Origin of the sequence: Cereibacter sphaeroides 2.4.1 (assembly GCF_000012905.2) — a bacterium.
Classification (GTDB): Bacteria; Pseudomonadota; Alphaproteobacteria; order Rhodobacterales; family Rhodobacteraceae; genus Cereibacter_A; species Cereibacter_A sphaeroides.
Window position 1 is genome coordinate 2,325,456 of sequence record NC_007493.2, and the last position, 23,937, is coordinate 2,349,392.

Below are 23,937 nucleotides of genomic sequence, written 5' to 3' on the forward strand. Positions count from 1 at the left end.
CCGGGGGCAGACAGCCCCCGTCGACGCCAGACCCCGCAAAGCGGTGCGAGGGCGCGTGACCTTCCTGCGACGGAGCGGCGATGCCTCAGACCAGCATGTGACGGGCGCGCGCGCCGCGCTCGATCGCGGCCGCATGGAGGCGGTCGATGTCGAGCTCGTTGCGGATCTCCTCGAGCATCCGGAGCTCGGGCTGTCCCAGAGCGCCGTCCGCCGCGGCCACGTCGCAGGCCAGCGCATAGGCCGTCTCGTAGAGCCGGTCCTCGAGCGCCGCCCGGATCAGGCCGAAGAGCGCATCGAGCCCCTCGTCCTCCTCGAAGAGGTCGATGATCGTCTGGGCGATGGGCCGGATGCGGTCGCCGTCGTAGCCCGCGAAGATCGGCAGATGGTTCACGATCCGCTCGATGGCGATCAGCTCGACCGTCCGCACCGTCTCGTCCGAGAAGGACACCGCGATCATGATGGCCACGAGGGCATCCTGAGGGCTGAGCGAGGAGAGCGTATCGGCCAAGGGAGGCCTCCTGAATTCCATGTTTTGGCGCACAATATGGCCTGCCCCCCGGCCCGGCAAGTCGGGCCGAACCGGATCACGGAGGCGTCAGCCGCGCCGGGCCGCGCTCTGCCCGAAACCGGGCCTGCGGCGCTGCTCCCGCCACCGGGGCGAGGCGCGCCCGGGCCTTGGGAATATTGACGCGCTCCCCCCCCGGCAATAGAGGACGGAGGTTCGGGGCGGCACGGGGCCGCCCGACTGCCCGAGGAACTCAGCCCATGTCCGCCCTCCGCGAAGCCGCGATGACGTCCAAAGCCTGGCCCTTCGAAGAGGCCCGCCGGATCCTCGCCCGCTTCAAGGGCAAGGCGCCCGACAAGGGCTATGTCCTGTTCGAGACCGGCTACGGCCCCTCGGGCCTGCCCCACATCGGCACCTTCGGCGAGGTGGCGCGGACGACGATGATCCGGCGCGCCTTCGAGGCGATCTCGGACATCCCGACCCGCCTCATCTGCTTCTCGGACGATATGGACGGGATGCGCAAGGTGCCCGACAACGTGCCCAACGGCGCCATGCTGCGCGAGAACCTGCAGCGCCCGCTGACCTCGGTCCCCGACCCGTTCGGCGAGTTCGAGAGCTTCGGCCACCACAACAACGCGATGCTGCGCCGCTTCCTCGACACGTTCGGCTTCGAATACGAGTTCATCTCGGCCACCGACTTCTACAGGTCGGGCCAGTTCGACGCGACGCTCCTGCGCGCCTGCGAGCGCTACGACGCGCTGATGGAGATCATGATGGCCTCCTTGCGTGAGGAGCGCCAGCAGACCTATTCGATCTTCCTGCCGATCTCGCCCACCACCGGCCGGGTGCTCTATGTGCCGTTGAAGGAGGTGAACGCCAAGGACGGCACCATCACCTTCGACGACGAGGACGGCACCGATACCACGCTGCCGGTCACGGGCGGCAATGTGAAGCTGCAGTGGAAGCCCGATTTCGGCGCCCGTTGGGCGGCGCTGGACGTCGATTTCGAGATGTACGGCAAGGACCATTCCACCAACACGCCGATCTATGACGGGATCTGCGAGGTGCTGGGCGGCAGGAAGCCCGAGCATTTCACCTATGAGCTGTTCCTCGACGACAAGGGCGAGAAGATCTCGAAGTCGAAGGGCAACGGGCTGACCATCGACGAATGGCTCACCTACGCTTCGACCGAGAGCCTGAGCTACTTCATGTTCCTCAAGCCCAAGACCGCGAAGCGGATGCATTTCGACGTGATCCCGAAGGCGGTGGACGAATATCACCAGCAGCTGCGCGCCTATCCCGGGCAGGAGCCGGCCAAGCAGATCGACAATCCGGTCTGGCACATCCACCACGGCGCCCCGCCCGAATCGAAGATGGTGGTGAGCTTCGCCATGCTCCTCAACCTCGCCTCGGTGGCGCAGGCGCAGGACAAGGACGGGCTCTGGGGCTTCATCAAGCGCTATGCGCCCGAGGCCAGCCCCGAGACCCATCCGGATCTCGACGCGGCGGCGGGCTTCGCGGTGCGCTACTTCCACGATTTCGTGGCGCCGAAGCGCGTCTACCGGCTGCCCACGGATCAGGAGCGCGCCGCGATCGGCGACCTGCGCGCCCGCCTCGCGGCCTGGAACGGCGGGCTCGATGCCGAGGCGCTGCAGTCGATGGTCTTCGCCGTGGGCAAGGAGCATGGTTTCGAGCCGCTGCGCGACTGGTTCAAGGCACTCTACGAGGTGCTGCTCGGAGCCTCGGAAGGGCCGCGCTTCGGCGGCTTCGTGGCGCTCTACGGCGTGACCGAGACCATCGCCCTGATCGACCGCGCCCTCGCGGGCGAGCTCGCGGCCTGACAGGCCCCGCCCCGCCCGATCCCGCTGCGGATCGGGCGGCGGACGCCTCCGACGCCCCCTCGCGGCGCTCCTCGACAGACCCGCGCGGGGCGAGCTTCCGGCTCCACCCGGACCGGGGCCCTGCGCCGCCTCCCGGACCTCCGCCTGAAACGGACGACCCGCGCAGAGCGCCGCCCGGCGGCGGTCGCAAGCGGGAAGAGCATCGCGCCCGGATGACTGGCCGCCCACCCGCCCGCTCCGACAGATCCGTCCCGCAGTGGGAATGGCCTCTCCAGTCCCCCACGGCCGCTCCCGGGCGGGAGGGGCCGCCGGCGGGGGCATCGAGCCCCCTCCGGCGGCGTTGCCACGGACAGGGCACCCGGCAGAGCCCTGCCCGCAGGCCGGTGCCTGAGGAACCGTCCGCCGCCCGCGCCGTTGCCACGGCGGGGCGACGTGCCTCGGGCAACCGGAGACGATCATGAAACGCAAGGGTTCCGCAGTCTGGATGGGCGACCTCAAGACCGGCAAGGGCACGGTCAGCACGCAATCGGGCGTGCTCTCAGAAGCCCAATACGGGTTCAACACCCGCTTCGAGGAGGGCCCCGGCACCAATCCCGAGGAACTGATCGGCGCCGCCCATGCCGGCTGCTTCTCGATGGCGCTTTCGAACGTCCTGGGCGAGGCGGGCATGACGGCGGAGCGGATCGAGACCACGGCCACCGTCTCGCTCGAGAAGCAGGGCGACGGGTTCGCCATCACCGCGGTCCATCTCGACCTGACCGCCTCGATTCCCGGCGCGAGCGAGGAGTCGTTCCGCGAAGCCGCCGAGAAGGCCAAGGCCGGCTGCCCGGTCTCGAAGCTGATGACGGCCGAGATCACCATGACGGCCAAGCTGGCCTGAGACAGGTCCGGCAGCCGGGGCGGCAGGGGATGCGCTGCCGCCCCGGCCGCCTTGTGTGCAGGGAAGGCGCGGCACGCCGCGCCCTTCGCCCTGCCGGCGCTGCGGCCAGGCAGAGGCGGCTTCCGCCACTTCCCGCAGTCCGCCTATCCGCGCCAGCGGCCTGTGGCCCGGATCTCGGTCAAGGACGGTCCATCATCGCCATGTGGACGCAGCACGGGGCCGGGGCGGAGCCGCGGCCGGGCTACCCCGCAGTCCGCCTATCCGGTCGATGACGGTCCAACATCGGCAGGTTCACGAAGCACCAGGCCGGGCCGGGGCGGCGTCCGCTACCCTTCAATCCGCCTACCCCCGCCAGCGCCCCGTGGCGCGGATCTCGGTCGAGGACAGGTCCATCATCGGCAGGTTCACGAAGCACCAGGCCGGGGCGGCGCTGCGGCCGAGGCGGGCGGCTTCCGCCTCGGGGAGAAGCGCCGAGGCATAGCGGCGCGCGGCGGGGCTCGTGCGGGCGCGCAGGCCCGCCCCGGGCCGCGCCAGCACCCCCACCGGCACGCTTTCCATGATCGCGCGCCAGCGCTCCCACCGGTGGAACTGCGCGAGATTGTCGGCCCCCATCAGCCAGACGAACCGCACGCCCGGATAGCGCCTCTGCAGCACCGCAAGCGTCTCGGCGGTGAAGCGGGTGCCGATTTCGGCCTCGAGCCCGGTCACGGCCACCCGGGGATGGCGCATCAGCCGCCGCGCCTCGGCCAGCCGCCGCGCGAGCGGCGCGGGCGGGCGGGGCTTCAGCGGATTGCCCGGCGAGACCAGCCACCAAACCCGGTCCAGCCCGAACCGTTTCAGCGCCTCGCGGGTGATATGGACATGCCCCGGATGGGGAGGATCGAACGACCCGCCCAGAAGGCCCACCACCATTCCCGCCTCAGCCCTGGGCCAGCCCTGCACCCGCTCCTCCTCGCATGGCGGGATCCGTTCCGGCCGCGCTTCTTTTCCTGCGGGCCGAGCGCCCGGAACCGCCGAGAAACCATCCTCGCGTTGTGCTTGTCCAGCGCAATCGGTAAAAGGGCCGCCAAACCGCGATTTCGGAGAGTTGGCATGGCCTCGTATCAATATGTCTACCACATGGAGGGTGTCTCCAAGACCTACCCCGGCGGCAAGAAGTGCTTCGAGAACATCCACCTCAACTTCCTGCCGGGCGTGAAGATCGGCGTCGTGGGCGTCAACGGCGCGGGTAAGTCCACGCTCTTGCGCATCATGGCGGGCATGGACAAGGACTTCCAAGGCGACGCCTGGGCCGCCAAGGGCGCCAAGGTGGGCTATCTCGCGCAGGAGCCGCAGCTGGACCCCGCGCTCGACGTGCGCGGAAACGTGATGGAAGGCGTCGCGGCCAAGCGGGCGGTCCTCGACCGCTACAACGAACTCGCGATGAACTACTCCGACGAGACCGCGGACGAGATGGCCCAGCTTCAGGACCTGATCGACGCGCAGAACCTGTGGGATCTCGACAGCCAGGTCGATATCGCCATGGAAGCGCTGCGCTGCCCGCCGGACGATGCGGATGTCGAAAGCCTCTCGGGCGGCGAGCGCCGCCGCGTGGCGCTCTGCAAGCTGCTCCTCGAAGCGCCCGACATGCTGCTTCTGGACGAACCGACCAACCACCTCGACGCGGAATCGATCGCCTGGCTGCAGAAGCACCTGATCGAATACAAGGGCACGATCCTGATCGTGACCCACGACCGCTACTTCCTCGACGACATCACCGGCTGGATCCTCGAACTCGACCGCGGCCGCGGCATCCCCTACGAGGGCAACTATTCCTCGTGGCTCGAGCAGAAGGCCAAGCGCCTGCTGCAGGAAGCGCGCGAGGACAAGGCCCGCCAGAAGGTGCTCACCCGCGAACTCGAATGGATCCGCTCGGGCGCCAAGGCCCGGCAGGCCAAGCAGAAGGCGCGGATCCAGAAATACAACGAGCTCGCCGGCCAGTCGGTGCGCGAGCGGATCTCGACCGCGCAGATCGTCATCCCGAACGGCGAGCGTCTCGGCGGCAAGGTGATCGAGGTCGAGAACCTCAAGAAGCACATGGGCGACAAGCTCCTGATCGAGAACCTGTCCTTCTCGATCCCGCCGGGCGGCGTCGTGGGGGTGATCGGGCCGAACGGCGCGGGCAAATCCACCCTCTTCAAGATGCTGACCGGGCAGGAACAGCCCGACGAGGGCACGATCTCGCTGGGCGACACGGTGCAGCTTTCCTACGTCGACCAGTCGCGCGATGCGCTCGACCCGAACAAGACCGTGTGGGAGGAAATCTCGGACGGGCTCGAGGTCATCCACCTCGGCGATGCCGAGATGAACAGCCGCGCCTATTGCGGGGCCTTCAACTTCAAGGGCACCGACCAGCAGAAGAAGGTGGGGCTGCTGTCGGGCGGCGAGCGCAACCGGGTGCACATGGCCAAGCTCCTGCGCTCGGGCGGCAACGTGCTGCTCCTCGACGAACCGACCAACGACCTCGACGTGGAAACGCTGCAGGCGCTGGAAGCGGCCATCGACGATTTCGCGGGCTCGGCGATCATCATCTCGCACGATCGTTTCTTCCTCGACCGGCTCTGCACGCATATCCTCGCCTTCGAGGGGGATGCGCATGTGGAATGGTTCGAGGGCAACTTCGAGGCCTATGAGGAAGACAAGATCCGCCGCCTCGGGCCGGATTCGGTCGAACCGCATCGGGTGAAATACAAGAAGTTCAGCCGATGACCGCAGGGCGGCTCTGGCTTGCCGCGGCCCTTGCGCTCGCCCTTCCGGGGGCGGCGCAGGCGGCCTGCGTCAAGTCCAAGGGCACGCCCCTGCGCACCGACGACGAGCTGACCCTCGACTATCTGCTCTGCAAGCACCGCGAGCAGGCCGAGGCGCTCCAGCGGCAGCGGGTCCGTCAGGTCCCGCCGCAGGACGAGACGCAGATCCCGGATGGGGTCATCGACAAGTATCAGCGCCGCACGACACCTTTCTTCGACCGCTCGCGCAGCACGCAGGACTCGCTCGATTCGATGGGCGACGTGAACACGCTGATGGGAGACCGGCTGAAGCTGCTCGAGCCGCGCCGCCTGCCCTAGCTTCGGCCGCAGGCCCACGGCACCCGCCGCGCAGCGCTTCCGCAGGCGCATGGCGCCGCCTGCTCTCCCCCTGCCGCGCGTCAGCCCTCCGCCTGCATCAGCCCGGCGCCCGGCTTCCGCCCTCCGCTCGCAGCCCCGTCACTCGAAGGCGCAGCCGGGGCGAGCCCCCATCCTGCGGAAGGCGATGGCCGCAGGGCAGAAGCCGGTGAAGGACGACTGGATCAGGTTCAGCCCGATGAAGACGGTGAACCAGACGAACAGCGGCGAGACGAACAGGGTGAGCAGGACGCTCAGGAGAACCATGGATCCGGCGAACAGCATCACCAGGCGATCGAGGGTCATGGGGGTGGCTCCGTGCGAAAGACAGTGCACCGACGCTAGCAGCTTCGCTCGACACATTCAATAACCGGAATAAAAAGGCCGGCAGGAACCGTCCAGTGGTCAAGGCGTTGGCGACGAAAGCCCTTTCCCATCCGAGGAAAACGCCATGTCGACCATCCTGCTCATCATCCTGATCCTGGTTCTCATCGGCGCCCTGCCGAGCTGGGGCTATTCCCGCAGCTGGGGCTACGGCCCGTCCGGCGTCGTGGGCGTCGTGGTGGTCATCGTGCTGATCCTCATCCTGACCGGGCGCTTCTGACGGCCCCGCCGCCTGTCGACCGGGACCCACGAAACGGAGGTCCCGGTCAGCGCCGGAGGTGGGCGCCGCACAGCCTCCGGCGCGGATGAGTCAGACCAGCGCCTGCGCCTCGGGAGAGAGGGCCATCCCAGAGCGGATCTTCTCGGCCCATGGCGCCTCGATCTCGCCGAGCTTGCGCCAGACCGCCACCTGAACCTCGGGCACCTCCGACCGGGCGGCGCTCTCGAGGCAGCGCCAGTGCTCGACCGGCGGATCGCTGTCGCAGATCGCGCACACGAGGATCTCGCCCGCGCCCTCGACCTCCACCGGCAGGCAATCGTCCATGCCGCCGCAGAACTCGCACATGCCGTGGGCGCGGCTCATCAGGGTTCCCCAGGTCATTTCCAACCTCCAGATCGCTTTGCCGAAACCCTACCGCTGCGGCAGGAAACTGCCAATGCGACGCACCGGCGTCATTATGCCCTGCCCCGCGAATCCAGTTGAAAAACGCCGCACTTCGGCCATACTGCGGTGCGCGACGTTATCTTTATCGACCACTGTCTCCCTCGCCGGCAACAGTCATTCGATCTTGCCCTGACTGAGCCGAGCCGCCGCACTTCCGCGGGCGGCATACCTGAGAGGAGACACCACGATGGCCAAAGGCACCGTGAAATGGTTCAACGCCACCAAAGGCTACGGCTTCATCGCCCCTGAAGGCGGCAAGAAGGACGTGTTCGTCCACATCACCGCGCTCGAGCGTGCGGGCATCCGCGCCCTGAACGACGGCCAGGCCGTGACCTTCGACATCGAATCGGGCCGCGACGGCCGCGAATCGGCCACGAACATCTCGATCGCCTGAGGACACTTCCTCGGCGGACAGGGGCAGGCTCCGGCCTGCCCTTTTGCATGTCAGCCCCTGCCCCCATTGCAGCGCCGCCGCTGCGGACGCAGAGTGGCGCCGCGACGGTTGGAGCGCACGGCCATGTTGGAAGCGGACTACCACGACCTCCTCGATCCCGAGACCTGGCAGTTCATCCGCGACAGCGCCCGCCATTTCCCGCCCGACAGCGACCGGCTGCCGCTCGCCGAACAGCGCGCGCTTCACGCTGGCCTCTGCCGCGCCTTCCGCGCCCCGCTGCCGCCGGACGTGACCCTGACGGACCGGACCTTCGGCACCCGCCCCTGCCGCCTCTATGAACCGGCGGCGCCTGCGGGAACGGTGCTCTTCCTGCATGGCGGCGGCTTCGTTCTGGGCGGCCTCGACGCGTTCGACGATCTCTGCGCCGAGATCGCGGCCGGAACCGGCCTGCGCACCGTCGCGGTGGACTATCGGCTGGCGCCAGAATATCCCCATCCGGCGGCCTTCCACGATGCGCTGCGGGCGGCGCAGGCGGTGGCGCAGGCCTTTCCGGGGCCGCTCGTGCTGATGGGCGAGGATGCGGGCGGCGCGCTGGCCGCCTCGGTCGCCCATGCGCTGCGCGGCCGCCGGGCGCTGGCCGGACAGGTGCTGGTCTGCCCGATGCTCGGCGGCGCCCTCGACCGGGTCAGCGCCCTCACCCACGCCACCGCGCCCATGCTCTCGCGGCAGGACGTGCTCCGCATGGGCGCCCTCCGGCACGGCGGGCGCGAGCCTGCCGCCGATCCCACCGCGGACGCGCTCCGCGACACCGACTTCCGCGGCCTGCCGCCCACGCTGATCGTCACCGCCCAGTGCGATCCGCTGACCGACGATGGCCGCGCCTACCGCGACGCCATCCGGGCGGCCGCGGGCCGGGCGCGCTGGATCGAGGAGCCGGGCCTCGTCCACGGCTTCCTCCGCGCCCGCCACCGCGTGCCCCGCGCCGCGGCGAGTTTCGCCCGCATCCTCCAGGCCGCCTCCGCCATGGCCCACGACCGCTTCGCCGCCGCCCGCCCGGGCTGAGACACGCCGCCGCCGTCGCGGAGAGGTCGCTGGGAAGACAGACGGCCCGCCCCTGCCGCGGCAGGACGACAGGAACACTGCAGGAAGGCCCCCATGACCCAGCCCAACATCCTCATCCTGATGGTCGATCAGCTGAACGGAACGCTGTTTCCCGACGGGCCGGCCGACTGGCTGCACGCGCCGAACCTGAAGCGGCTCGCGGACCGCTCTCTCCGGTTTTCGAACAGCTATACGGCCAGCCCCCTCTGCGCCCCGGCGCGGGCCTCCTTCATGTCGGGTCAGCTGCCCTCGCGCACCCGGGTCTATGACAATGCGGCCGAGTTCGCCTCGGACATTCCCACCTTCGCACATCATCTGCGGCGCGCCGGCTATCAGACCACGCTCTCGGGCAAGATGCATTTCGTGGGGCCCGACCAGCTGCACGGGTTCGAGGCGCGGCTGACGACCGACATCTATCCCGCCGACTTCGGCTGGACGCCGGACTATCGCAAGCCGGGCGAGCGGATCGACTGGTGGTATCACAACTTGGGCTCCGTCACCGGCGCGGGCGTGGCCGAGATCACCAACCAGCTCGAATATGACGACGACGTGGCGCATCAGGCGATCCAGAAGCTCTACGACCTGTCGCGCGGCGCCGATCCGCGGCCCTGGTGCCTCACGGTCAGCTTCACCCATCCGCACGATCCCTTCGTGGCGCGCCGGAAATACTGGGACCTCTACGAGGACCATCCAATGCTCGAGCCGCCCGCCTCCATTCCCTACGAAGCCCAGGACAGCCACTCGCGCCGCCTGATGGATGCCTGCGATTTCAAGGCGTTCGACATCACGCCCGAGCAGGTGCGCCGCGCGCGGCAGGGCTACTTCGCCAATATCTCCTATGTGGACGACAAGATCGGCGAGATCCTCGCCGTACTCGAGGCCTCGCGTCAGGAGGCCATCGTCGTCTTCGTCTCGGATCACGGCGAGATGCTGGGCGACCGCGGCCTCTGGTTCAAGATGAGCTTCTTCGAGGGCTCGGCCAGGGTGCCGCTGATGATCGCGGCTCCCGGCCTGCCCGCCGGGCGGATCGCGGCGCCGGTTTCGACCATCGACGTGACGCCCACGCTCTGCGCGCTGGCCGGCATCGACATGGGCGAGATCGCGCCCTGGACCGATGGCATCAGTCTGGTCCCGCTGGCCGAAGGCGAACTGCGTCCCGAGCCCGTGTTCATGGAATATGCGGCCGAGGGTTCGATCACGCCGCTGGTGGCGATCCGCGAGGGGCGCTGGAAATATGTCCGCTGTCTCGCAGATCCCGAACAGCTGTTCGATATCGAGGCGGATCCCGGCGAGCGGACGGATCTGGCGGCCGATCCGGCCCATGCCGACACGCTGGCGCGGCTGCGGTCCCTCTCGCAGGCGCGCTGGGATCTCGCGGCCTTCGACGCCGCCGTGCGCGAAAGCCAGGCCCGGCGCTGGATCGTCTACGAGGCGCTGCGGCAGGGCGGCTATTACCCGTGGGATTACCAGCCGCTGCAGAAGGCTTCCGAGCGCTACATGCGCAACCACATGGATCTGAATATTCTCGAAGAGAGCAAGCGCTTCCCGCGGGGCGAATGAACCGCCCGCGGCCTCGTCCGCGGCAGCGCCGTGGGCAGGGGTTCGATGCCCCTGCCCACGGCTCCCCCGCCGCCCGGTGGCCCTACGGACGCGTGCGCTCGAGAGCGGCCGCATCGTAGCCGCTCCGCTCGAATAGATCGCGCGCTGCGCGCAGCTCCTCGGGCGCGATCTTCGGGTCGCGGTGCAGCACCCAGCCTGCAATCCGCGTGGGCGTGCCGACCACGAACGTGCGCCCGTCGCGCGACTGGCCGAGGATCCAGTAGTCGCCGCCGAAGGGCACGCCCTGCAGGTTCACCGTCAGCTTGCCCGGCGCCACCACCTCGGCCGTCCCCGAGATCTCGCGCAGCGTGCCGCCCACCCGGCAGCGGTTGGTCAGCGCGATGCGCCCGTCCGGCAGCGGCTGGTAGTCGGCCGTGGTGCCCGTGCAGCCCCTCTGGAACGGGGCGGGGTAGCTCGCCACCTCATACCAGCGGCCCGCGAGATCGACCGGCTGCACCGCCGGATCGAGGAAGAGCGGCGCCCCCAGCCAGCGCTGCGAGGGCACATGCCGCTCGCAGGCCACCAGCGCAAGAAGGGCGAGCAGGGCCACTGCTTTCATCCGGATCTCCCTTGTCCGTTGTCGCATTCCCAGAGGCCCGGCACCCGCGCCGCGCCCCCTCACTGTCTCCGTCTCGGTCGCGGTCACGCGGCGTCGAGCAGCCCCCTGCCCCGCAGCAGCGCCTCCACCCCCGGCATCCGGCCGCGGAACGCGGTATAGAGCGCCTCCGCCTCCTCCGATCCGCCGGCCGAGAGCACATGCCGCTCGAGCTTGCGCGCCATCTCGGGATCGAAGGCCCCGCCCGCTTCCTCGAAGGCCGCGAACGCGTCCGCATCCATCACCTCGGACCACATGTAACTGTAATAGCCCGCGGAATAGCCGTCGCCAGAGAAGACATGCGCGAAATGCGGCGTGGCATGGCGCATCCGGATCGCCTTCGGCATCCCGAGCCCCGCCAGCACCTCCGCCTGCTTCGCCATCGGATCGGCCGGGGGCGCGCCCTCGTGGAAGGCCAGATCCACCATCGCCGACGAGATGAATTCGACCGTGGCAAAGCCCTGATCGTAGGTCGAGGCCGCGAGCAGCCGCTCGCGCATCTCGGCCGGCATCGGCGCCCCGGTCTGCCAGTGCCGCGCATGGGCCTCCAGCACCTCCGGCACCTCGAGCCAGTGCTCGTAGAGCTGGCTCGGCAGCTCCACGAAGTCGCGCGCAACCGACGTGCCCGAGATGAAGCCGTAGGTCACGTCCGACAGCATCTGATGCAGCGCATGGCCGAACTCGTGGAACAGCGTCCGCGCATCGTCCCAGGACAGAAGCGCGGGCTCACCCTTGGCGAAGTTGCAGACATTGACCACGATCGGCCGCACCTCGCCGCCGAGCCTGCGCTGCCCGCGCATGGTCGAACACCAGGCGCCCGACCGTTTCGAGGACCGCGCAAAATAGTCGCCGAGGAACACCGCCATGTGCCGCCCCTCGCGCGTGACGTCCCAGGCGCGCACGTCCGGGTGATAGAGCGGCACGTCGAGCGGCCGGAACTCCAGCCCGAACAGGCGCCGTGCGCAGTCGAAGGCCGCCTCGATCATCCGCTCGAGCGGCAGGTAGGGCTTCAGCGCCGCCTCATCGAGATCGAACTCGGCCGCGCGGCGCTTCTCGGAATAATAGCGCCAGTCCCAGGGCTCGAGATCGCCGTTGATTCCGTCGCGGTGCATCATGGCCTCGAGCACCGCCCGGTCCGCCTCGGCGCGGGCCTTGGCGGGCGTCCAGACCCGCAGCAGCAACTCGCGCACCGCCTCCGGCGTCTTGGCCATCTCGGTCTCGAGCTTGTAGGAGGCAAAGTCCGGGTAGCCCAGAAGCTGCGCCCGCTCCGACCGCAGCGCAAGGATCTCCGCCGCGACCGCCCGGTTGTCGGAGGCATTGCCGTTCGCCCCCCGCGCCACCCAGGCCTCGTAAGCCCGCCGCCGCAGCTCGCGCCGCGGCGAGAACTGCAGGAAGGGCACGATCAGCGAGCGGTTGAGCGTGACAATCGGCCCTCCGGCGCCGCGCTCGGCACCCGCCGCCCGCGCCGTCTCGACCACGAAATCGGGCAGCCCCTCCAGATCCTCCTCGGCGAGCGCCATCGTCCAGTCGCGCTCATCGGCCAGCAGGTTCTGCGAGAAGGTGGTGCCCAGCACCGCGAGCTGCGCCTTGACAGCTGTCAACTTCTCGGCCTCGGCCCCCTCCAGCTCGGCGCCCGAGCGCACGAACATCCGCCGGTAGAGCATCAGCACCCGCTCCTGCTCGGGCGAAAGGCCCAGAGCCTCCCGCCCCTGCCAGAGCGTCTCGATCCGCCGGAAGAGCGGGCGGTTGTTCACGATCTCGGAGGAAAAGGCCGACATCTTCGGCGCAAGCTCGCGCTGCAGCGCCTCGCGCGCCGCGTTGCTGTCGGCGCCGGCGAGGTTGTAGAACACCCCCGCCACCCGGTCGAGCGTCTCCTCGGACAGCTCCAGCGCCTCGATCGTATTGGCGAAGGTGGGCGCTTCGGGATTGTCCGCGATGGCCGCGATCGCCCGGCGCGCCTCCGCGAGTCCCGCCTCGATGGCGGGACCGAACTGGTCGTCGCGGATCTCGGCGAAGGGCGGCAGGGCAAAGGGCGTGGTCCAGGGGGCGAGCAACGGGTTGGGCATGGCGGATCTCCTTCGCCCCCAAGGCTAGGGCGCGACCCGCCTGCCGTCCATCCCCGCCGATCGGGCGGCCATGCCCTCCCCGCCCGTCAGCCGGCGTTGCCCGTCCCGCCGCAGACCGGGCAGCCGGGGCGCGGCTTCAGCCCGATCCGCCGCGTCTCGCCCCAGAGTGCATCGTAGATCAGCAGCGCACCGCGCAGCGTGGCCCCCGCGCCGGTCAGATGCTTCACCGCCTCGACCGCCATGATCGAGCCCACCACGCCCGGCAGCGGCGCGATCACGCCCGCCTCGGCGCAGGTGGGCACGAGGCCCGGCGCCGGCCGCTCGGGGAAGGTGCACTGGAAGCAGGGCCCGCCCGCCGCCGGATGGTAGAGGCTCACCTGCCCTTCCCACTGCGCGATGGCGCCCGCGATGAGCGGCTTGCCCGCCGCCACCGCCACCCGGTTGACGAGATAGCGCGTGTCGAAATTGTCGGTCCCGTCGAGGATCAGGTCATAGTCGGCCAGCAGTGCCGCCGCATTTTCCTCGGTCAGCCGACGCTCGTAGGGCCGCACCTCGATGAAGGGATTGAGCGCCCGCATCGCCTCGGCCGCGGAATGGACCTTGGGCCAGCCGATCCGCGCATCGGTATGGATCACCTGCCGCTGCAGGTTCGAGGCCTCGACCTGGTCGGCATCGATCACCCCGACCGTCCCCACTCCCGACGCCGCAAGGTAGAGCAGCGCGGGCGAGCCCAGCCCCCCGGCGCCCACCACCAGCACGCGCGCCTGCTTCAGCCGCTTCTGTCCCGGCCCCCCCACCTCGCGCAGCAGGATATGGCGCGCATAGCGCTCGAGCTCGGCCGGCCGGAAGGCGCCCGGCGCCGCGGCCGGCCGAACGGGCGCCGCGCGCCGCCGCAGGGCCCCGAGCGCCAGCCGGTAGCCCAGCCCCAGCACCGCAACGCCGCCCAGCACCAGCCAGGGCTCGGCGCGGCCGCCGGTGGCCGCCCGCAAGGGATGGGCCTCGGGCAGCAGCAGATGGGCCAGCACCACCGCCAGCCACAGACAGGCCAGCATCAGCAGCCTGAGACGTCCCGGCACGCCGAAGGCCCAGCCCAGCCCCCAGAGCACCACGGCCAGAAGACCCAGCGCCAGCATCACGCGGTCCCGGTCGAGCCGAAGCCGCCCGCGCCCCGCGCCGTGGCCCCGAGCCCGTCTGCCAGCTCGAACCGGGCCTGCACCACGGGCGCCACCACCATCTGCGCGATCCGGTCGCCGTGCGCCACCCGGAAGGGCTCGTCCCCCAGATTGACGAGGATCACGCCCAAGGGCCCGCGATAGTCGCTGTCGATCGTGCCGGGGCTGTTCGGCAGCGAGATCCCGTGTTTCAGCGCCAGCCCCGAGCGCGGCCGGATCTGCACCTCGAACCCGTCGGGGATCTCGATCCTGAGCCCGGTCGGCACCAGCACCCGCCCGAGCGGCGCCAGAACCAGCCCCTCGGCCCGGCTCTCCGGCGGCAGGTTCGCCCTGAGGTCGGCCCCCGCCGCGCCCGCCGTCTCGTAGCCAGGCAGAGGCAGCGCCGTATCCGCCCAGTCTTCCCGGATCACCCTCACCACCGGCCGCATCCTCGCCTCCGTCTCTTCCTGCCCGCCCTCTCCCGCCGGACAGGGCGGGCTTCGGGTCGCGCTTTCATTCTGGTCCAAATATCCCCGCCGGAGGCGCACGCATCCTCAGGCGATCCGCTCGGCGATCCGGGCGGCCAGTCGCTCTGCCACCGCCGCCTTGTCCATCCGCGGCCAGTCCTCGACGCCCGTTTCGGTGATGAGATGCACCGCATTCTCGGTCCCGCCCATGATGCCCGTCGCAGGCGAGACATCGTTCGCCACGATCCAGTCGCAGCCCTTGCGGGCGCGCTTGGCGGTGGCATGGGCCAGCACCTCGTCGGTCTCGGCGGCAAAGCCCACCACGAGCCGCGGGCGGCCCTCGGCCCTCCGCGCGACCGTGGCGAGGATGTCGGGGTTCTCGGCGAAGGAGAGCGCGGGCCCGCCCGTCCCCTTCTTCATCTTCGAGCCGGAGGCATTCTCCACGCGCCAGTCCGCCACCGCCGCGGCGAAGATCGCCGCCTCCACCGGCAGCGCCGCCTCGACGGCCGCCATCATCTCGCGCGCCGTCTCGACCCGCACGAGCTCGACCCCGGGCGGCGGGGGCACGGTCGCGGGCCCGGTGACGAAGGTCACCCGCGCGCCCAGATCGCGCAGGGCCGCGGCGATGGCCGTGCCTTGCGCGCCCGACGAGCGATTGGCGATATAGCGCACCGGATCGATCGGCTCATGGGTCGGCCCCGAGGTCACCAGCACCCGCCGCCCGGCGAGCGGCCCCGCCCCCAGCGCCGTCTCGATGGCGGCGAGGATCTCCATCGGCTCGGCCATCCGCCCCGGCCCGTATTCGCCGCAGGCCATGTCGCCCTCGTTCGGCCCCACCGCCAGCACCCCGTCGCACGTGAGCGTCGCGAGGTTCCGCTGCGTGGCCGGATGCTGCCACATCCGCACGTTCATCGCCGGCGCCATCAGGACGCGCGTGTCGGTGGCCAGCAGCAGCGTCGAGGCCAGATCGTCCGCCCGGCCCTGCGCCATCCGGGCCATCAGATCGGCCGTCGCAGGCGCCACGACCACCAGATCGGCCACCCGCGACAGGGCGATATGCCCCATCTCGGCCTCCTGCGTGAGGTCGAAGAGCTCGCGATGCACCTGCTCGCCCGCCAGTGCCGCAACCGAAAGCGGCGTCACGAATTCCGCCGCGGCCCGGGTCATGACCGGCGTCACCGCGGCCCCGCCCTCGCGCAGGCGGCGGATCAGCTCCAGCGTCTTGTAGGCCGCGATCCCGCCGCCGATGATGAGGAGTATCCGTTTTCCGTCCAGCATTCCGTGCCCCCCGAGGCCGAAGCCAAGCTGTAGGGGCCCGGGCCGGGCGTGACAAGCCGCTCTCAGCCCGCCCCGCCGCCCTCCGCGAAGCCCGCACACGGGTCGGGCCGCGGCGCCGGCGCCGTCACCAGCCACAGATCGAAAGGCACCTCCCCCTCGGGCGGCGCCTCGAACTGGCCGATGGACAGGACCCGCAGCGCGGGCGCCGCCTCGGCCAGCAGAGCCGGCACGCCCACGTCGCGCCGCGCATGGCCCGTGCCGGTGATGACGGCGACCGGGCCGCCGGTCTCCTCCATCGCCTCCATCACCGCGCGCGCGAGCGCCGCATCGCGCAGCCGCTGCGCCTCGACCATGCCGGACAGGAGATCGGCCGGCAGCGCCCCGCAATGGGCCACCCTCTGCTCCTCGATCCGCTCCGCCAGATCCTCGGGCGCGAGCGGCCGGTCGAGGCCGAAGCGGGCGGCCTCGGCCCCGAACGCCGCGGCGGCTCCTTCCGACACGGCCGCGCGGGCCTCGTCGCGCGGCACCTCGGCGCCGAACACCTGCGCCTCGGGCGCGGCCAGCAGGATCGGATGATACATGGCGAAATCGGGCCAGCCCGACCGATCCCAGTCGAGCACCGCGGCAAGGCGACGCTCGGAGGGGCGCAGGTCGGGCGTGACCAGCGCCGCCTTCTCGGGTGTCAGCATCTCGAAGACGAGAGCGGCGGGCCTGAGGCCCGCCACCGCCAGCGCCTGATTTTCATGGTGGCGCGGATTGTCGTGCACCTCGCCCAGGATCACCACATCGGCCGGCGTCAGACGCGCCAGCTGGGCCGGTTCGATCCGGTCGGCCAGCCCCGGCCGGGCGACGACGGCCAGCCCGGCCGCGAGGAGGAAGCTCCGTTTCATAGGAGGAAGTGATGCACCTCCCGCGACTGGGCTTCAAGGCTCCGCCGCATCTTCGCAAAGGCCGCTGCTTCAAGCTGCCGCACCCGCTCCTTGGAAAGCTTCAGTTCTTCGCCGAGGCTTTCGAGCGTCCGGGGCACGTCGCGCAGCTTGCGTTCGGTCACGATGAACCGCTCGCGCGCGTTCAGCTGCTGCATGGCCGACACCAGCCAGCCCCGCAGCCGCGCGGCATCGAGCGAGCCCTCCACCACCTCGGCCGCCTGTGCCGAATCGTCCTCGAGCGCGTCGATCCACTCCCGCCCCTCGTCATCGGCCGACTGGGTGGCGTTGAGCGAGAAGTCCGAGCCCGAGAGCCGCCCCTCCATCATCTCGACATCCGAGAGCGGCACGCCCACGTCATGAGCCACCATCTCGCGCAGCTGATGCGCATCGAGCGCTTCGCCCCGTTGCGAGGCCTCGCGCTCGAGCCGGGCCTGCACCCGGCGCATGTTGAAGAACAGCGCCTTCTGGCTGGAGGTGGAGCCGGTCCGCACCAGAGACCAGTTCCGCATGACGTAATCCTGGATCGAGGCCTTGATCCACCAGACGGCATAGGTCGAAAAGCGCACGCCGCGGTCGGGATCGAACTTGTCGGCGGCCTTCATCAGCCCGAGCGACGCCTCCTGGATCAGGTCGTTCATCGGCGCGCCGTAGCGGCGGTATTTCGAGGCCATCGAGATCGCAAGGCGCATGTAGGCGGTGATCAGACGGTGGAGCGCCCGCTCGTCGCGCTGGTCCCGCCAGGCATAGGCGAGGCGCAGCTCCGTCTCTGCGTCCAGAAGCTCCGCCCTCATCGCTTGGCGCGACATCGTTTGATCGGTATATCCGTCCAGTGCCATCAGGACCCCCTGTCGAACCCGGCCGCGTCTCGGGATTTACTACGGAAAAAACACATGTCCGGATCACATATTTTCGCGCTGCCCCCGCTCACGCTTGTGCTGGGAGGGGCGCGGTCCGGAAAATCTCGGCTGGCGGAACGGCTTGTCATCGGGTCGGGCCGCCCCATGTTCTACCTGGCCACCGCCGAACCATGGGATGACGAGATGCGCGAACGGATCGCGGCTCACCGCCACGACCGGGGCAGCGGCTGGCAGACCGTCGAAGAACCGCGCCATCTCTGCCCTGTCTTGTCACGGATGCCTCCCGAGGCTTGCGTCCTGCTGGATTGCGCGACGCTCTGGCTGACCAATCATCTGCTTGCGGAAAGCGACCTCGATGCCGAAATCGCCTCGCTTCTTCATGCGCTTGGGGCCTGTGCGGCGCCCGTTGTCGTGGTGTCCAACGAGGTGGGGTGGTCCATAGTTCCCGAAAATTCTTTGGCAAGGCGCTTCCGCGACGAACAGGGACGGCTGAACCAGCGCCTCGCGGCGCAGGCGGAGCTGGTGGTGGCCGCCATGGCGGGGCTGCCGCTCCCGCTGAAGGGCCGCCTGCCCGAGGGGTTCGCATGACGCGCCTGCACTGGGTGCGCCATGGGCCGACGCACGCAACCGTGATGGTGGGCTGGACCGATCGGCCCGCCGATCTCTCCGATGGGGCGGCCCTCGCGCGGCTGGATGCGGCGCTGCCGCGGGAAGCGCGGCTCGTCTCCTCCGATCTCTGGCGGGCAAGGGCCACGGCCGACCGGCTCGCCGAGGGCCGCCTGCGGCTACCCGCCGACCCACGCCTCCGCGAAATCCATTTCGGCGCCTGGGAGGGCCGCAGCTTCGCCGAGATCGAGGCCGGCACGCCGCAGCGCATGCGCGCCTTCTGGCAGGAGGCCGGCCCCGCCCGCGCCCCGGGGGGCGAGACCTGGCACGAGCTTCAGGCCCGCGTGACCGAGGCGCTGCAGTCGCTCTGCGCCGCACACCCGGACGAGGAGATCGTGATCGTCTGCCATTTCGGCCCGATCCTCGTGGCCCTGCAGGTGGCACTGGGCCTCGGCGTGCAGGAGGCTTTCGCCCATCGGATCGAGCCTTTGTCGATCACCTCGATGACATTGGTGGGGGGCAACTGGCGCGTCGAGGCGATCAACCGCCTCGCCTGAGGCCGGCTGCGGCGACGCATCGCGCGCACCGGCCTCCGGCAGCCCGCCTGCAGCTGTTCCCCGCCCTGCAGGAAAGTGGCCGGCTCCCGCAGCATCCTGTTGCAGCCGCCTCGGCAAGCCGCTATACCGCGCCCAACGCACCCGTAGCTCAGCTGGATAGAGCGCTGCCCTCCGAAGGCAGAGGTCACACGTTCGAATCGTGTCGGGTGCGCCAGAAATCAGACAGTTAGCGGTTAGCTGGACAGCAGCGCCACGGATACGCCCCGGAAACCGGCGGTTTCGAGCGCTGCGCGGTCATTTCCGTCGCCTCTCCATCGCCTCGACGGCGCTCGCCTGATGGTCCGGATGGTGGTGGGCATAAACCTCCTCCATCGTCTCCCGCGACACGCCGAAGAAACCGCCCGCCTCCCACATGTCGGCACCCCGCTGCATCGCCCAGGTGATCGCCGTGTGGCGAAGGACATGCGGCGTCGTGTCGGACAGATCGATCTCGCGCCCCGCCTTCGCCGCCAATTCGGCGGCCTTCACCACGGCTCCCGCCCAGGCCTTCTTGATGTCGGCGACCCGGTTGTCCCGCTCTCCGTCCCGACCGACACGCGCCAAAACCTCGGCCTCGATCCGCTTGCGATCCGCCAGGGCGAAGCGGGCGTGAAGCAGTTGGGCTGCCACGCTGCGCGCACGCAGCGCTGCGACCGCCTCGATTGCGTCATCCACCGAGTTTCGCACCCAGACACAGGCCGCTCCCCTCCGCACCGCCTCCGCCAGAAGGTCGGCCGCGTCCTCGGCCTGCTGCACCCGGGTGACGCGAACGGCTCCCTTCACCGGACGTCTATCGGGTGGAAATTCCACCCTCGCCTCCCCTCCCGCCAAGGTGAGCGCCGGGTAGGCAGGTCCCGGATTGTCTCCGCCATACGTCGCCAGCAAGCGTCCCCGCAATGCCATAGGCAGGGTCGCCGTCGGCAGAATGGCCGAACCTCCGGCCGCGCGGTGCGTCTGCAAGAGGCGCTCCAGTTCGCGCCCGATGTAGGGTTCGCCCATCTCATGCACCTCATCCTCAATCAGGATCTTGGAGGAGAGGCCGAAGTGCCGCAGGGTCTGGTGTCGGACAGGCAGCACGGAGAGCAGGGCCTGATCGATCGTGCCCACCCCCACATCGGCCAGAAGGGCGCGACGGCGGCTTTCGGCAAGCCATTGGGTGCAGGATGCTGCATCCTCCGCTCGGGGCTTTCCGACCACGAGGTCGCGGAAGCCCTCGGACAAGCCAGCGCGACCGTGTGCGAGAGTCAACGACGGCGCAGTCAGCATCCGTCCGATCACCTGTTCCGCGCGGCTGAACATCGCGTCGCTGGTCGCCATGGTGGGCAAGGCAAAGTAGAGACCGCGTCCCTTGCCTGCCGCGATCATCCGATGCGCCAGAAGGAGCGCCGCCTCGGTCTTGCCTGCGCCCGTTTCATCCTCGATCACGGCCAGCGTCGGGCCCGACGGCAACAGGATCTCGGCGCAGGCGGCCTGCAACGGGCGCAGCGCGAAGTCGAACAGGCGTCCCTGTTTCACGGCGCTCCCCGCCAGACCGGCCGCAGAGACGGCTTCTTCGGCGCGAGCCTGGGCGCAAGCCAGATAGGCCGCAAGTTCCGGCCGAGTGCCATCCGGCGGAAACCACATCATGTTGGAGCCAATCCAGTCTGCCGCCATGCGGAGCCCGGGAAGGCACCAAGACAAGGCGGTTGTATCCACCCCGCACTCGAGCCCCGACAGCGAGGCTTCGGGCCAAAGGTCACAAAGCGCCTCGATCACCTCGGCCGCCGGCTCCAGGCCCGAGCCTAAAGATGTGAGCGCCGCCCGAAGCCCCCGCGCGGCGGTCGGAAGCCCGGGCCGCCCACCGAGATCGAGATCCGACGGCTGGCCATGATGGCCGGCAACGGACGCGTAAAGCGCTTGCCGTTGGCGCCAGGTCCCGCCGATCCTTCTCGCCAACCGCTCGTCATGCGCGAAAAGAAGCGCCTCTGTCAGTTGCCAGTGCCTGAACTTCTACGGCTGGCCGCTTTCGATCATGGCGCGGAAGCTGTCGCTGATCTTTCCAAGGTCGTGCAACGCCACGAGCAGCACGAGGGCGCCGCGCAACGCCGGCTCGAACTGGAAAGGTGCAATCAGGCGCTCGGCCACGGCCGCTACGTCCAGCATGTGCAGCACGGCGGAATGCCTGACGGTTGAGCCGTCCGGTGCACTCTTTCCGGGCCAATCGAAAAGCTGATTGGTTACCTCGCTCGCCGCCACTCTTCCCTGTCCGCCCACCGACTCACAGATCGCCCCAACCTACACTCATCGCCACCTTGCTCTCCGTACGGCAATTAGTCTTCAGCTTTTACCTCATGCGAGCCCCCTGCCCTCCGCCCATTATGGTGGGGCCGGGTTTGGACGGCTGCGGCTAAAGGTCTTCGGCGGCAGCTTCAACCACCCCGCCCATGCGGGGCGGCTCCCAGCTCAATCCCAAAGCTGCCGCCCGCGCGAGCCGCAGCGAAAGACCGCAGGCGGCGCTCTGCCGCCCTTCGGGACCCGCGCAGCATGACGCCAAGTGCCGGCACGCCGGGCTGAAAGCCGACTTGTAGCGCTGCCGCGCGGCACTCGCAGCGAAACTCGGCAAGAGGAGAAGATTCTCGCTTCTCGATGTCACAACCGCCTTCCCTCGCCCGTCATGGGGGTGTCAGTTGCAAAAGGAGAGAGCGATGACGCCCCGCATGACCGACCATTTCAAACGCATCGGCCAAGCCTTCCAGGGACTGGTCACCTTCGAGACCGAACTGCGCAAGGGTCCCCTGGAACCAGCGCTGCTGCATCTGGTGAAGATGCGCGCCAGCCAGCTCAACGGCTGCGCCTTCTGTCTGCAGATGCACGCTTCCGAGGCGCTGAAGGACGGCGAAACCCACCTGCGGCTGCACATGCTGGCGGGCTGGCAGGACAGCTCGCTGTTCTCGCCGCGCGAACGGGCGGCGCTGGCCTGGACCGAGGCAGTGACGCTCATTGCTCAGAGCCACACGCCGGATGCGGACTGGGAGGCGCTACGCGCCGAATTCTCCGAGGATGAGGCGGCCTATCTAACCTTCGCCATCGCGGCGATCAACCTGTGGAACCGAACCCAGATCGCCTTCCGCGTGGCCCATGCCACCGAGCTTCCGGCCGAGCGCGCCCGTGTCGCCTGACGTCTACCTGCAGATTTTCGAGACGCGGCGGCCCCAGCTGCTGCGTCTTGCTTATCGGATGCTGGGCTCCCATGCCGAGGCCGAAGATGTGGTACAGGAGGCATGGATCCGCTGGCAGGCCGCCGATCAGGCACAGATCGCCATCCCGGCGGCTTGGTTGAACCGGGTGGTGTCGCGCCTCTGTCTGGACCTGATGCGCTCGGCCCGGCACCGTCGCGAGAGCTACATCGGGCCTTGGCTGCCCGAACCGCTGATTGAAGAGGAGGATGCCGATCACCGCCCGGACAACCTGACCCTGTCGCTGATGATGGCGCTGGAGCGGCTGTCCCCGCTGGAGCGTGCCGCCTTCCTTCTGCATGACGTCTTCGGCCAGTCCTTCGATGAGGTGGCGCTGGCCCTCGACCGCTCACCTTCAGCGGCACGCCAGCTGGCGGTGCGCGCGCGGGCACATGTCCATATCGACCGCCCGCGCTACAAGGTGGAGCGCGAGGCAGCGGAAGGCCTGACCCGCGCCTTCTTCGAGGCCTGCAAGACGGGCGATGCGGCGGTTCTGTCGGGCCTCTTGGCCGAAGACGCGGTGCTGCATTCGGACGGTGGCGGCAAGGTCTACAACCTGCTGAACGTGATCGTGGGCGCCCAAAAGCTGCTGCGGATGTTCACCAGTCTGTCGCGCAAGCGGGGGGACGAGATGGAATTCGTGCAATTCACCTTGATCGACGCTCTTCCCGGCTATGTCTGGCGAATGGGAGACCAGATCCAGACCACCGCGCTGGAGGTCGAGGACGGCCGCATCACCCGGGTCTACACGACACGCAATCCCGACAAGCTGACCCGTATCAGGCTCAACTGATCGTGCCACAGGGGGGCGGCTTCCGGGTACGCGGCCACGCAGCATTGGTCGAGGCCGACCGGCAGCTTTGGGCCGGGTGCGCATGGTTGGGCGAGCCGCGTCCTTCCGAGCGCGGTGTCCGCTAGATGCGCATCGCGGCCATCAGAACGCGGCACGGCGAAGGCGCGCAGGCAGCTCTGCGGACATGCGACCCTCCCGGAGCTGCCGCCGAAGCGGCCGCTTGCGCGTGCCGAAGCGTGAGGCGCGCGCAGCGCTTTGCTGACCGTCGAGCCCATTGCGGCATGGCCAGCGGCACCGACGCGGCAGGCGGGGAGCGGTCTGACGGCGGCGCGGCAGGGTGGTCGCAGAAACCCACGCTAGCGGACGCTCGCTCCGATGCAGCAATTGGCAGCGATGCGGAGGAAGCGGACCGTAATTCCCAAGGGCGCCTTCCGATGTTGACGCCATTCACGTTCATTCAGGTCCCTGAAACACCGCTTCAACGTTGTTTCCAGCCGGATCGATGACGAAAGCCGCATAGTATCTGTCATGATAACTCGCGCGTACGCCCGGGGCGCCGTTGTCTATTCCGCCAGCGATCACGCCTGCGGCATGAAATGCCTGCACCTCTTCACGGCTCCCGGCACGAAAGGCCACATGAACCGGAGCGGGCTCTGTTCCCTGAACCTCAGTGAGGAAGAGCTCGACGCGGTCGCGCCCGAAGCCGGCAACATTGCCTTCGGCGCGCTCCACATAGAACCTCCTGTCTATGCCCAAGGTCGCGAGGGCTGCTTCATAGAACCGCCGGGTCTCTTCCAGACGGGTGGTTCTGAGGCTCACATGATCGAAAATGCTCATCCGGCTGTCCTTTCATTGACTGCCTTGATTGTCCGCAGG

At 69.2% G+C, this 23,937-nt stretch carries 25 protein-coding genes, 1 tRNA gene and 1 pseudogene; 13 read left to right on the top strand and 14 right to left on the bottom strand.

Annotation, left to right across the window (positions count from 1 at the left end; translation table 11 throughout):
• Positions 1-85 precede the first annotated feature (85 nt).
• The gene (locus RSP_RS11220) at positions 86-508 is read right to left on the bottom strand and encodes a tellurite resistance TerB family protein (RefSeq protein WP_002720750.1); all 423 of its coding nucleotides are present in this window, start codon (positions 506-508) and stop codon (positions 86-88) included.
• A gap of 257 nt (positions 509-765) precedes the next feature.
• On the opposite strand from RSP_RS11220, the gene RSP_RS11225 reads away from it, so the two are divergent.
• Both RSP_RS11225 and RSP_RS11230 read left to right on the top strand, forming a co-directional pair.
• Positions 766-2,346, top strand: coding sequence for a lysine--tRNA ligase (locus tag RSP_RS11225; protein ID WP_011338336.1), 1,581 nt, complete (start codon positions 766-768; stop codon positions 2,344-2,346).
• Positions 2,347-2,803: 457 nt separating this feature from the next.
• Complete coding sequence (locus RSP_RS11230) at positions 2,804-3,226, top strand: OsmC family protein (protein WP_011338337.1); 423 nt, start codon at positions 2,804-2,806, stop codon at positions 3,224-3,226.
• A 342-nt stretch (positions 3,227-3,568) separates the two neighbouring features.
• Here the strand turns inward: RSP_RS11230 and RSP_RS11235 are convergent, their stop codons facing one another.
• Positions 3,569-4,168, bottom strand: coding sequence for a nicotinate-nucleotide adenylyltransferase (locus RSP_RS11235; protein WP_227590607.1), 600 nt, complete (start codon positions 4,166-4,168; stop codon positions 3,569-3,571).
• A 150-nt stretch (positions 4,169-4,318) separates the two neighbouring features.
• Here RSP_RS11235 and ettA point away from each other — a divergent pair, with 150 nt between their 5' ends.
• Positions 4,319-5,974 carry an energy-dependent translational throttle protein EttA gene (gene ettA / locus RSP_RS11240; RefSeq protein WP_002720754.1) on the top strand — a complete coding sequence of 552 codons (1,656 nt, stop codon included), beginning with the start codon at positions 4,319-4,321 and terminating at the stop codon, positions 5,972-5,974.
• Positions 5,971-6,330, top strand: a complete 360-nt coding sequence (locus RSP_RS11245) for a hypothetical protein (RefSeq protein WP_009561932.1) — start codon at positions 5,971-5,973, stop codon at positions 6,328-6,330. The genes ettA and RSP_RS11245 overlap by 4 nt, the downstream gene beginning before the upstream one ends.
• A 138-nt stretch (positions 6,331-6,468) precedes the next feature.
• On the opposite strand, the gene RSP_RS11250 is transcribed toward RSP_RS11245, so the two are convergent.
• Positions 6,469-6,672 (bottom strand): YgaP family membrane protein, encoded by a 204-nt coding sequence (locus RSP_RS11250; protein ID WP_002720756.1) that lies wholly within the window; start codon positions 6,670-6,672, stop codon positions 6,469-6,471.
• A 145-nt stretch (positions 6,673-6,817) separates the two neighbouring features.
• Here RSP_RS11250 and RSP_RS11255 point away from each other — a divergent pair, with 145 nt between their 5' ends.
• Positions 6,818-6,970 carry a DUF3309 family protein gene (locus RSP_RS11255; protein ID WP_002720757.1) on the top strand — a complete coding sequence of 51 codons (153 nt, stop codon included), beginning with the start codon at positions 6,818-6,820 and terminating at the stop codon, positions 6,968-6,970.
• 90 nt (positions 6,971-7,060) lie between these two features.
• Here RSP_RS11255 and RSP_RS11260 read toward each other — a convergent pair whose 3' ends face one another.
• Positions 7,061-7,351: a hypothetical protein gene (locus RSP_RS11260; RefSeq protein WP_011338338.1), complete on the bottom strand. Its 291-nt coding sequence runs from the start codon at positions 7,349-7,351 to the stop codon at positions 7,061-7,063.
• 250 nt (positions 7,352-7,601) lie between these two features.
• Here RSP_RS11260 and RSP_RS11265 point away from each other — a divergent pair, with 250 nt between their 5' ends.
• The 3 genes from RSP_RS11265 (at position 7,602) to betC (ending at position 10,469) form a co-directional block, all read left to right on the top strand.
• A complete protein-coding gene (locus tag RSP_RS11265) occupies positions 7,602-7,808 on the top strand; it encodes a cold-shock protein (RefSeq protein WP_002720759.1) in 207 nt (68 codons plus the stop codon).
• A 123-nt stretch (positions 7,809-7,931) separates the two neighbouring features.
• On the top strand, positions 7,932-8,870 hold the full coding sequence (locus RSP_RS11270) for an alpha/beta hydrolase (RefSeq protein ID WP_023003699.1): 939 nt from the start codon (positions 7,932-7,934) through the stop codon (positions 8,868-8,870).
• 93 nt (positions 8,871-8,963) lie between these two features.
• On the top strand, positions 8,964-10,469 hold the full coding sequence (gene betC / locus RSP_RS11275) for a choline-sulfatase (protein WP_011338340.1): 1,506 nt from the start codon (positions 8,964-8,966) through the stop codon (positions 10,467-10,469).
• Between the two features lie 82 nt (positions 10,470-10,551).
• Here betC and RSP_RS11280 read toward each other — a convergent pair whose 3' ends face one another.
• The 7 genes from RSP_RS11280 to RSP_RS11310 form a co-directional block, all read right to left on the bottom strand.
• Positions 10,552-11,067: a lipocalin family protein gene (locus RSP_RS11280; protein WP_011338341.1), complete on the bottom strand. Its 516-nt coding sequence runs from the start codon at positions 11,065-11,067 to the stop codon at positions 10,552-10,554.
• A gap of 83 nt (positions 11,068-11,150) precedes the next feature.
• The gene (locus tag RSP_RS11285) at positions 11,151-13,169 is read right to left on the bottom strand and encodes a M3 family metallopeptidase (RefSeq protein WP_011338342.1); all 2,019 of its coding nucleotides are present in this window, start codon (positions 13,167-13,169) and stop codon (positions 11,151-11,153) included.
• A gap of 86 nt (positions 13,170-13,255) precedes the next feature.
• A complete protein-coding gene (locus tag RSP_RS11290; protein ID WP_017139929.1) occupies positions 13,256-14,302 on the bottom strand; it encodes a HesA/MoeB/ThiF family protein in 1,047 nt (348 codons plus the stop codon).
• Positions 14,302-14,769: a dUTP diphosphatase gene (gene dut, locus RSP_RS11295; protein WP_011338344.1), complete on the bottom strand. Its 468-nt coding sequence runs from the start codon at positions 14,767-14,769 to the stop codon at positions 14,302-14,304. The genes RSP_RS11290 and dut overlap by 1 nt, the downstream gene beginning before the upstream one ends.
• A gap of 105 nt (positions 14,770-14,874) precedes the next feature.
• Entirely contained in the window at positions 14,875-16,065 is a 1,191-nt protein-coding gene (gene coaBC, locus RSP_RS11300; protein ID WP_011338345.1) for a bifunctional phosphopantothenoylcysteine decarboxylase/phosphopantothenate--cysteine ligase CoaBC, read from the bottom strand.
• 62 nt (positions 16,066-16,127) lie between these two features.
• Complete coding sequence (locus RSP_RS11305) at positions 16,128-16,955, bottom strand: ChaN family lipoprotein (RefSeq protein ID WP_011338346.1); 828 nt, start codon at positions 16,953-16,955, stop codon at positions 16,128-16,130.
• Positions 16,952-17,830 carry an RNA polymerase factor sigma-32 gene (locus RSP_RS11310; RefSeq protein ID WP_002720768.1) on the bottom strand — a complete coding sequence of 293 codons (879 nt, stop codon included), beginning with the start codon at positions 17,828-17,830 and terminating at the stop codon, positions 16,952-16,954. Before RSP_RS11310 ends, RSP_RS11305 begins: the two co-directional genes overlap by 4 nt.
• Before the next feature lie 54 nt (positions 17,831-17,884).
• Here RSP_RS11310 and cobU point away from each other — a divergent pair, with 54 nt between their 5' ends.
• From cobU to RSP_RS11325, 3 genes are all read left to right on the top strand, one after another.
• Positions 17,885-18,439: a bifunctional adenosylcobinamide kinase/adenosylcobinamide-phosphate guanylyltransferase gene (gene cobU / locus RSP_RS11315; RefSeq protein WP_011338347.1), complete on the top strand. Its 555-nt coding sequence runs from the start codon at positions 17,885-17,887 to the stop codon at positions 18,437-18,439.
• Positions 18,436-19,014: a histidine phosphatase family protein gene (locus tag RSP_RS11320; RefSeq protein WP_011338348.1), complete on the top strand. Its 579-nt coding sequence runs from the start codon at positions 18,436-18,438 to the stop codon at positions 19,012-19,014. The genes cobU and RSP_RS11320 overlap by 4 nt, the downstream gene beginning before the upstream one ends.
• Before the next feature lie 137 nt (positions 19,015-19,151).
• Positions 19,152-19,228: transfer RNA gene (locus RSP_RS11325), tRNA-Arg, on the top strand.
• Between the two features lie 80 nt (positions 19,229-19,308).
• Here the strand turns inward: RSP_RS11325 and cas3 are convergent.
• Entirely contained in the window at positions 19,309-20,706 is a 1,398-nt protein-coding gene (cas3, locus tag RSP_RS11330; RefSeq protein ID WP_160384050.1) for a CRISPR-associated helicase Cas3', read from the bottom strand.
• A pseudogene (locus RSP_RS22435) lies at positions 20,680-21,306 on the bottom strand (CRISPR-associated endonuclease Cas3''); the annotation flags it as partial. The gene cas3 and the pseudogene RSP_RS22435, both read right to left, overlap by 27 nt.
• 431 nt (positions 21,307-21,737) lie before the next feature.
• Between RSP_RS22435 and RSP_RS11340 the strand changes: the two are divergent.
• Both RSP_RS11340 and RSP_RS11345 read left to right on the top strand, forming a co-directional pair.
• On the top strand, positions 21,738-22,211 hold the full coding sequence (locus tag RSP_RS11340; protein WP_011338351.1) for a carboxymuconolactone decarboxylase family protein: 474 nt from the start codon (positions 21,738-21,740) through the stop codon (positions 22,209-22,211).
• Complete coding sequence (locus RSP_RS11345) at positions 22,201-23,061, top strand: sigma-70 family RNA polymerase sigma factor (protein WP_011338352.1); 861 nt, start codon at positions 22,201-22,203, stop codon at positions 23,059-23,061. Before RSP_RS11340 ends, RSP_RS11345 begins: the two co-directional genes overlap by 11 nt.
• Before the next feature lie 453 nt (positions 23,062-23,514).
• On the opposite strand, the gene RSP_RS11350 is transcribed toward RSP_RS11345, so the two are convergent.
• Positions 23,515-23,898 (bottom strand): VOC family protein, encoded by a 384-nt coding sequence (locus tag RSP_RS11350; RefSeq protein WP_011338354.1) that lies wholly within the window; start codon positions 23,896-23,898, stop codon positions 23,515-23,517.
• Positions 23,899-23,937 lie beyond the last annotated feature (39 nt).

Bases quoted from the DNA above. Each gene is read 5' to 3' on its own strand.
- RSP_RS11280 (WP_011338341.1), bottom strand. From the start codon at position 11,067: ATGAAAGCAGTGGCCCTGCTCGCCCTTCTTGCGCTGGTGGCCTGCGAG.
- RSP_RS11265 (WP_002720759.1), top strand. From the start codon at position 7,602: ATGGCCAAAGGCACCGTGAAATGGTTCAACGCCACCAAAGGCTACGGC.
- cobU (WP_011338347.1), top strand. From the start codon at position 17,885: ATGTCCGGATCACATATTTTCGCGCTGCCCCCGCTCACGCTTGTGCTG.
- RSP_RS11230 (WP_011338337.1), top strand. From the start codon at position 2,804: ATGAAACGCAAGGGTTCCGCAGTCTGGATGGGCGACCTCAAGACCGGC.
- RSP_RS11290 (WP_017139929.1), bottom strand. From the start codon at position 14,302: ATGCTGGCGCTGGGTCTTCTGGCCGTGGTGCTCTGGGGGCTGGGCTGG.
- RSP_RS11285 (WP_011338342.1), bottom strand. From the start codon at position 13,169: ATGCCCAACCCGTTGCTCGCCCCCTGGACCACGCCCTTTGCCCTGCCG.
- RSP_RS11250 (WP_002720756.1), bottom strand. From the start codon at position 6,672: ATGACCCTCGATCGCCTGGTGATGCTGTTCGCCGGATCCATGGTTCTC.
- RSP_RS11255 (WP_002720757.1), top strand. From the start codon at position 6,818: ATGTCGACCATCCTGCTCATCATCCTGATCCTGGTTCTCATCGGCGCC.
- RSP_RS11225 (WP_011338336.1), top strand. From the start codon at position 766: ATGTCCGCCCTCCGCGAAGCCGCGATGACGTCCAAAGCCTGGCCCTTC.
- RSP_RS11245 (WP_009561932.1), top strand. From the start codon at position 5,971: ATGACCGCAGGGCGGCTCTGGCTTGCCGCGGCCCTTGCGCTCGCCCTT.
- RSP_RS11320 (WP_011338348.1), top strand. From the start codon at position 18,436: ATGACGCGCCTGCACTGGGTGCGCCATGGGCCGACGCACGCAACCGTG.
- RSP_RS11310 (WP_002720768.1), bottom strand. From the start codon at position 17,830: ATGGCACTGGACGGATATACCGATCAAACGATGTCGCGCCAAGCGATG.
- coaBC (WP_011338345.1), bottom strand. From the start codon at position 16,065: ATGCTGGACGGAAAACGGATACTCCTCATCATCGGCGGCGGGATCGCG.
- RSP_RS11350 (WP_011338354.1), bottom strand. From the start codon at position 23,898: ATGAGCATTTTCGATCATGTGAGCCTCAGAACCACCCGTCTGGAAGAG.
- ettA (WP_002720754.1), top strand. From the start codon at position 4,319: ATGGCCTCGTATCAATATGTCTACCACATGGAGGGTGTCTCCAAGACC.
- betC (WP_011338340.1), top strand. From the start codon at position 8,964: ATGACCCAGCCCAACATCCTCATCCTGATGGTCGATCAGCTGAACGGA.
- RSP_RS11305 (WP_011338346.1), bottom strand. From the start codon at position 16,955: ATGAAACGGAGCTTCCTCCTCGCGGCCGGGCTGGCCGTCGTCGCCCGG.
- RSP_RS11340 (WP_011338351.1), top strand. From the start codon at position 21,738: ATGACGCCCCGCATGACCGACCATTTCAAACGCATCGGCCAAGCCTTC.
- RSP_RS11270 (WP_023003699.1), top strand. From the start codon at position 7,932: ATGTTGGAAGCGGACTACCACGACCTCCTCGATCCCGAGACCTGGCAG.
- dut (WP_011338344.1), bottom strand. From the start codon at position 14,769: ATGCGGCCGGTGGTGAGGGTGATCCGGGAAGACTGGGCGGATACGGCG.
- RSP_RS11260 (WP_011338338.1), bottom strand. From the start codon at position 7,351: ATGACCTGGGGAACCCTGATGAGCCGCGCCCACGGCATGTGCGAGTTC.
- cas3 (WP_160384050.1), bottom strand. From the start codon at position 20,706: ATGGCGGCAGACTGGATTGGCTCCAACATGATGTGGTTTCCGCCGGAT.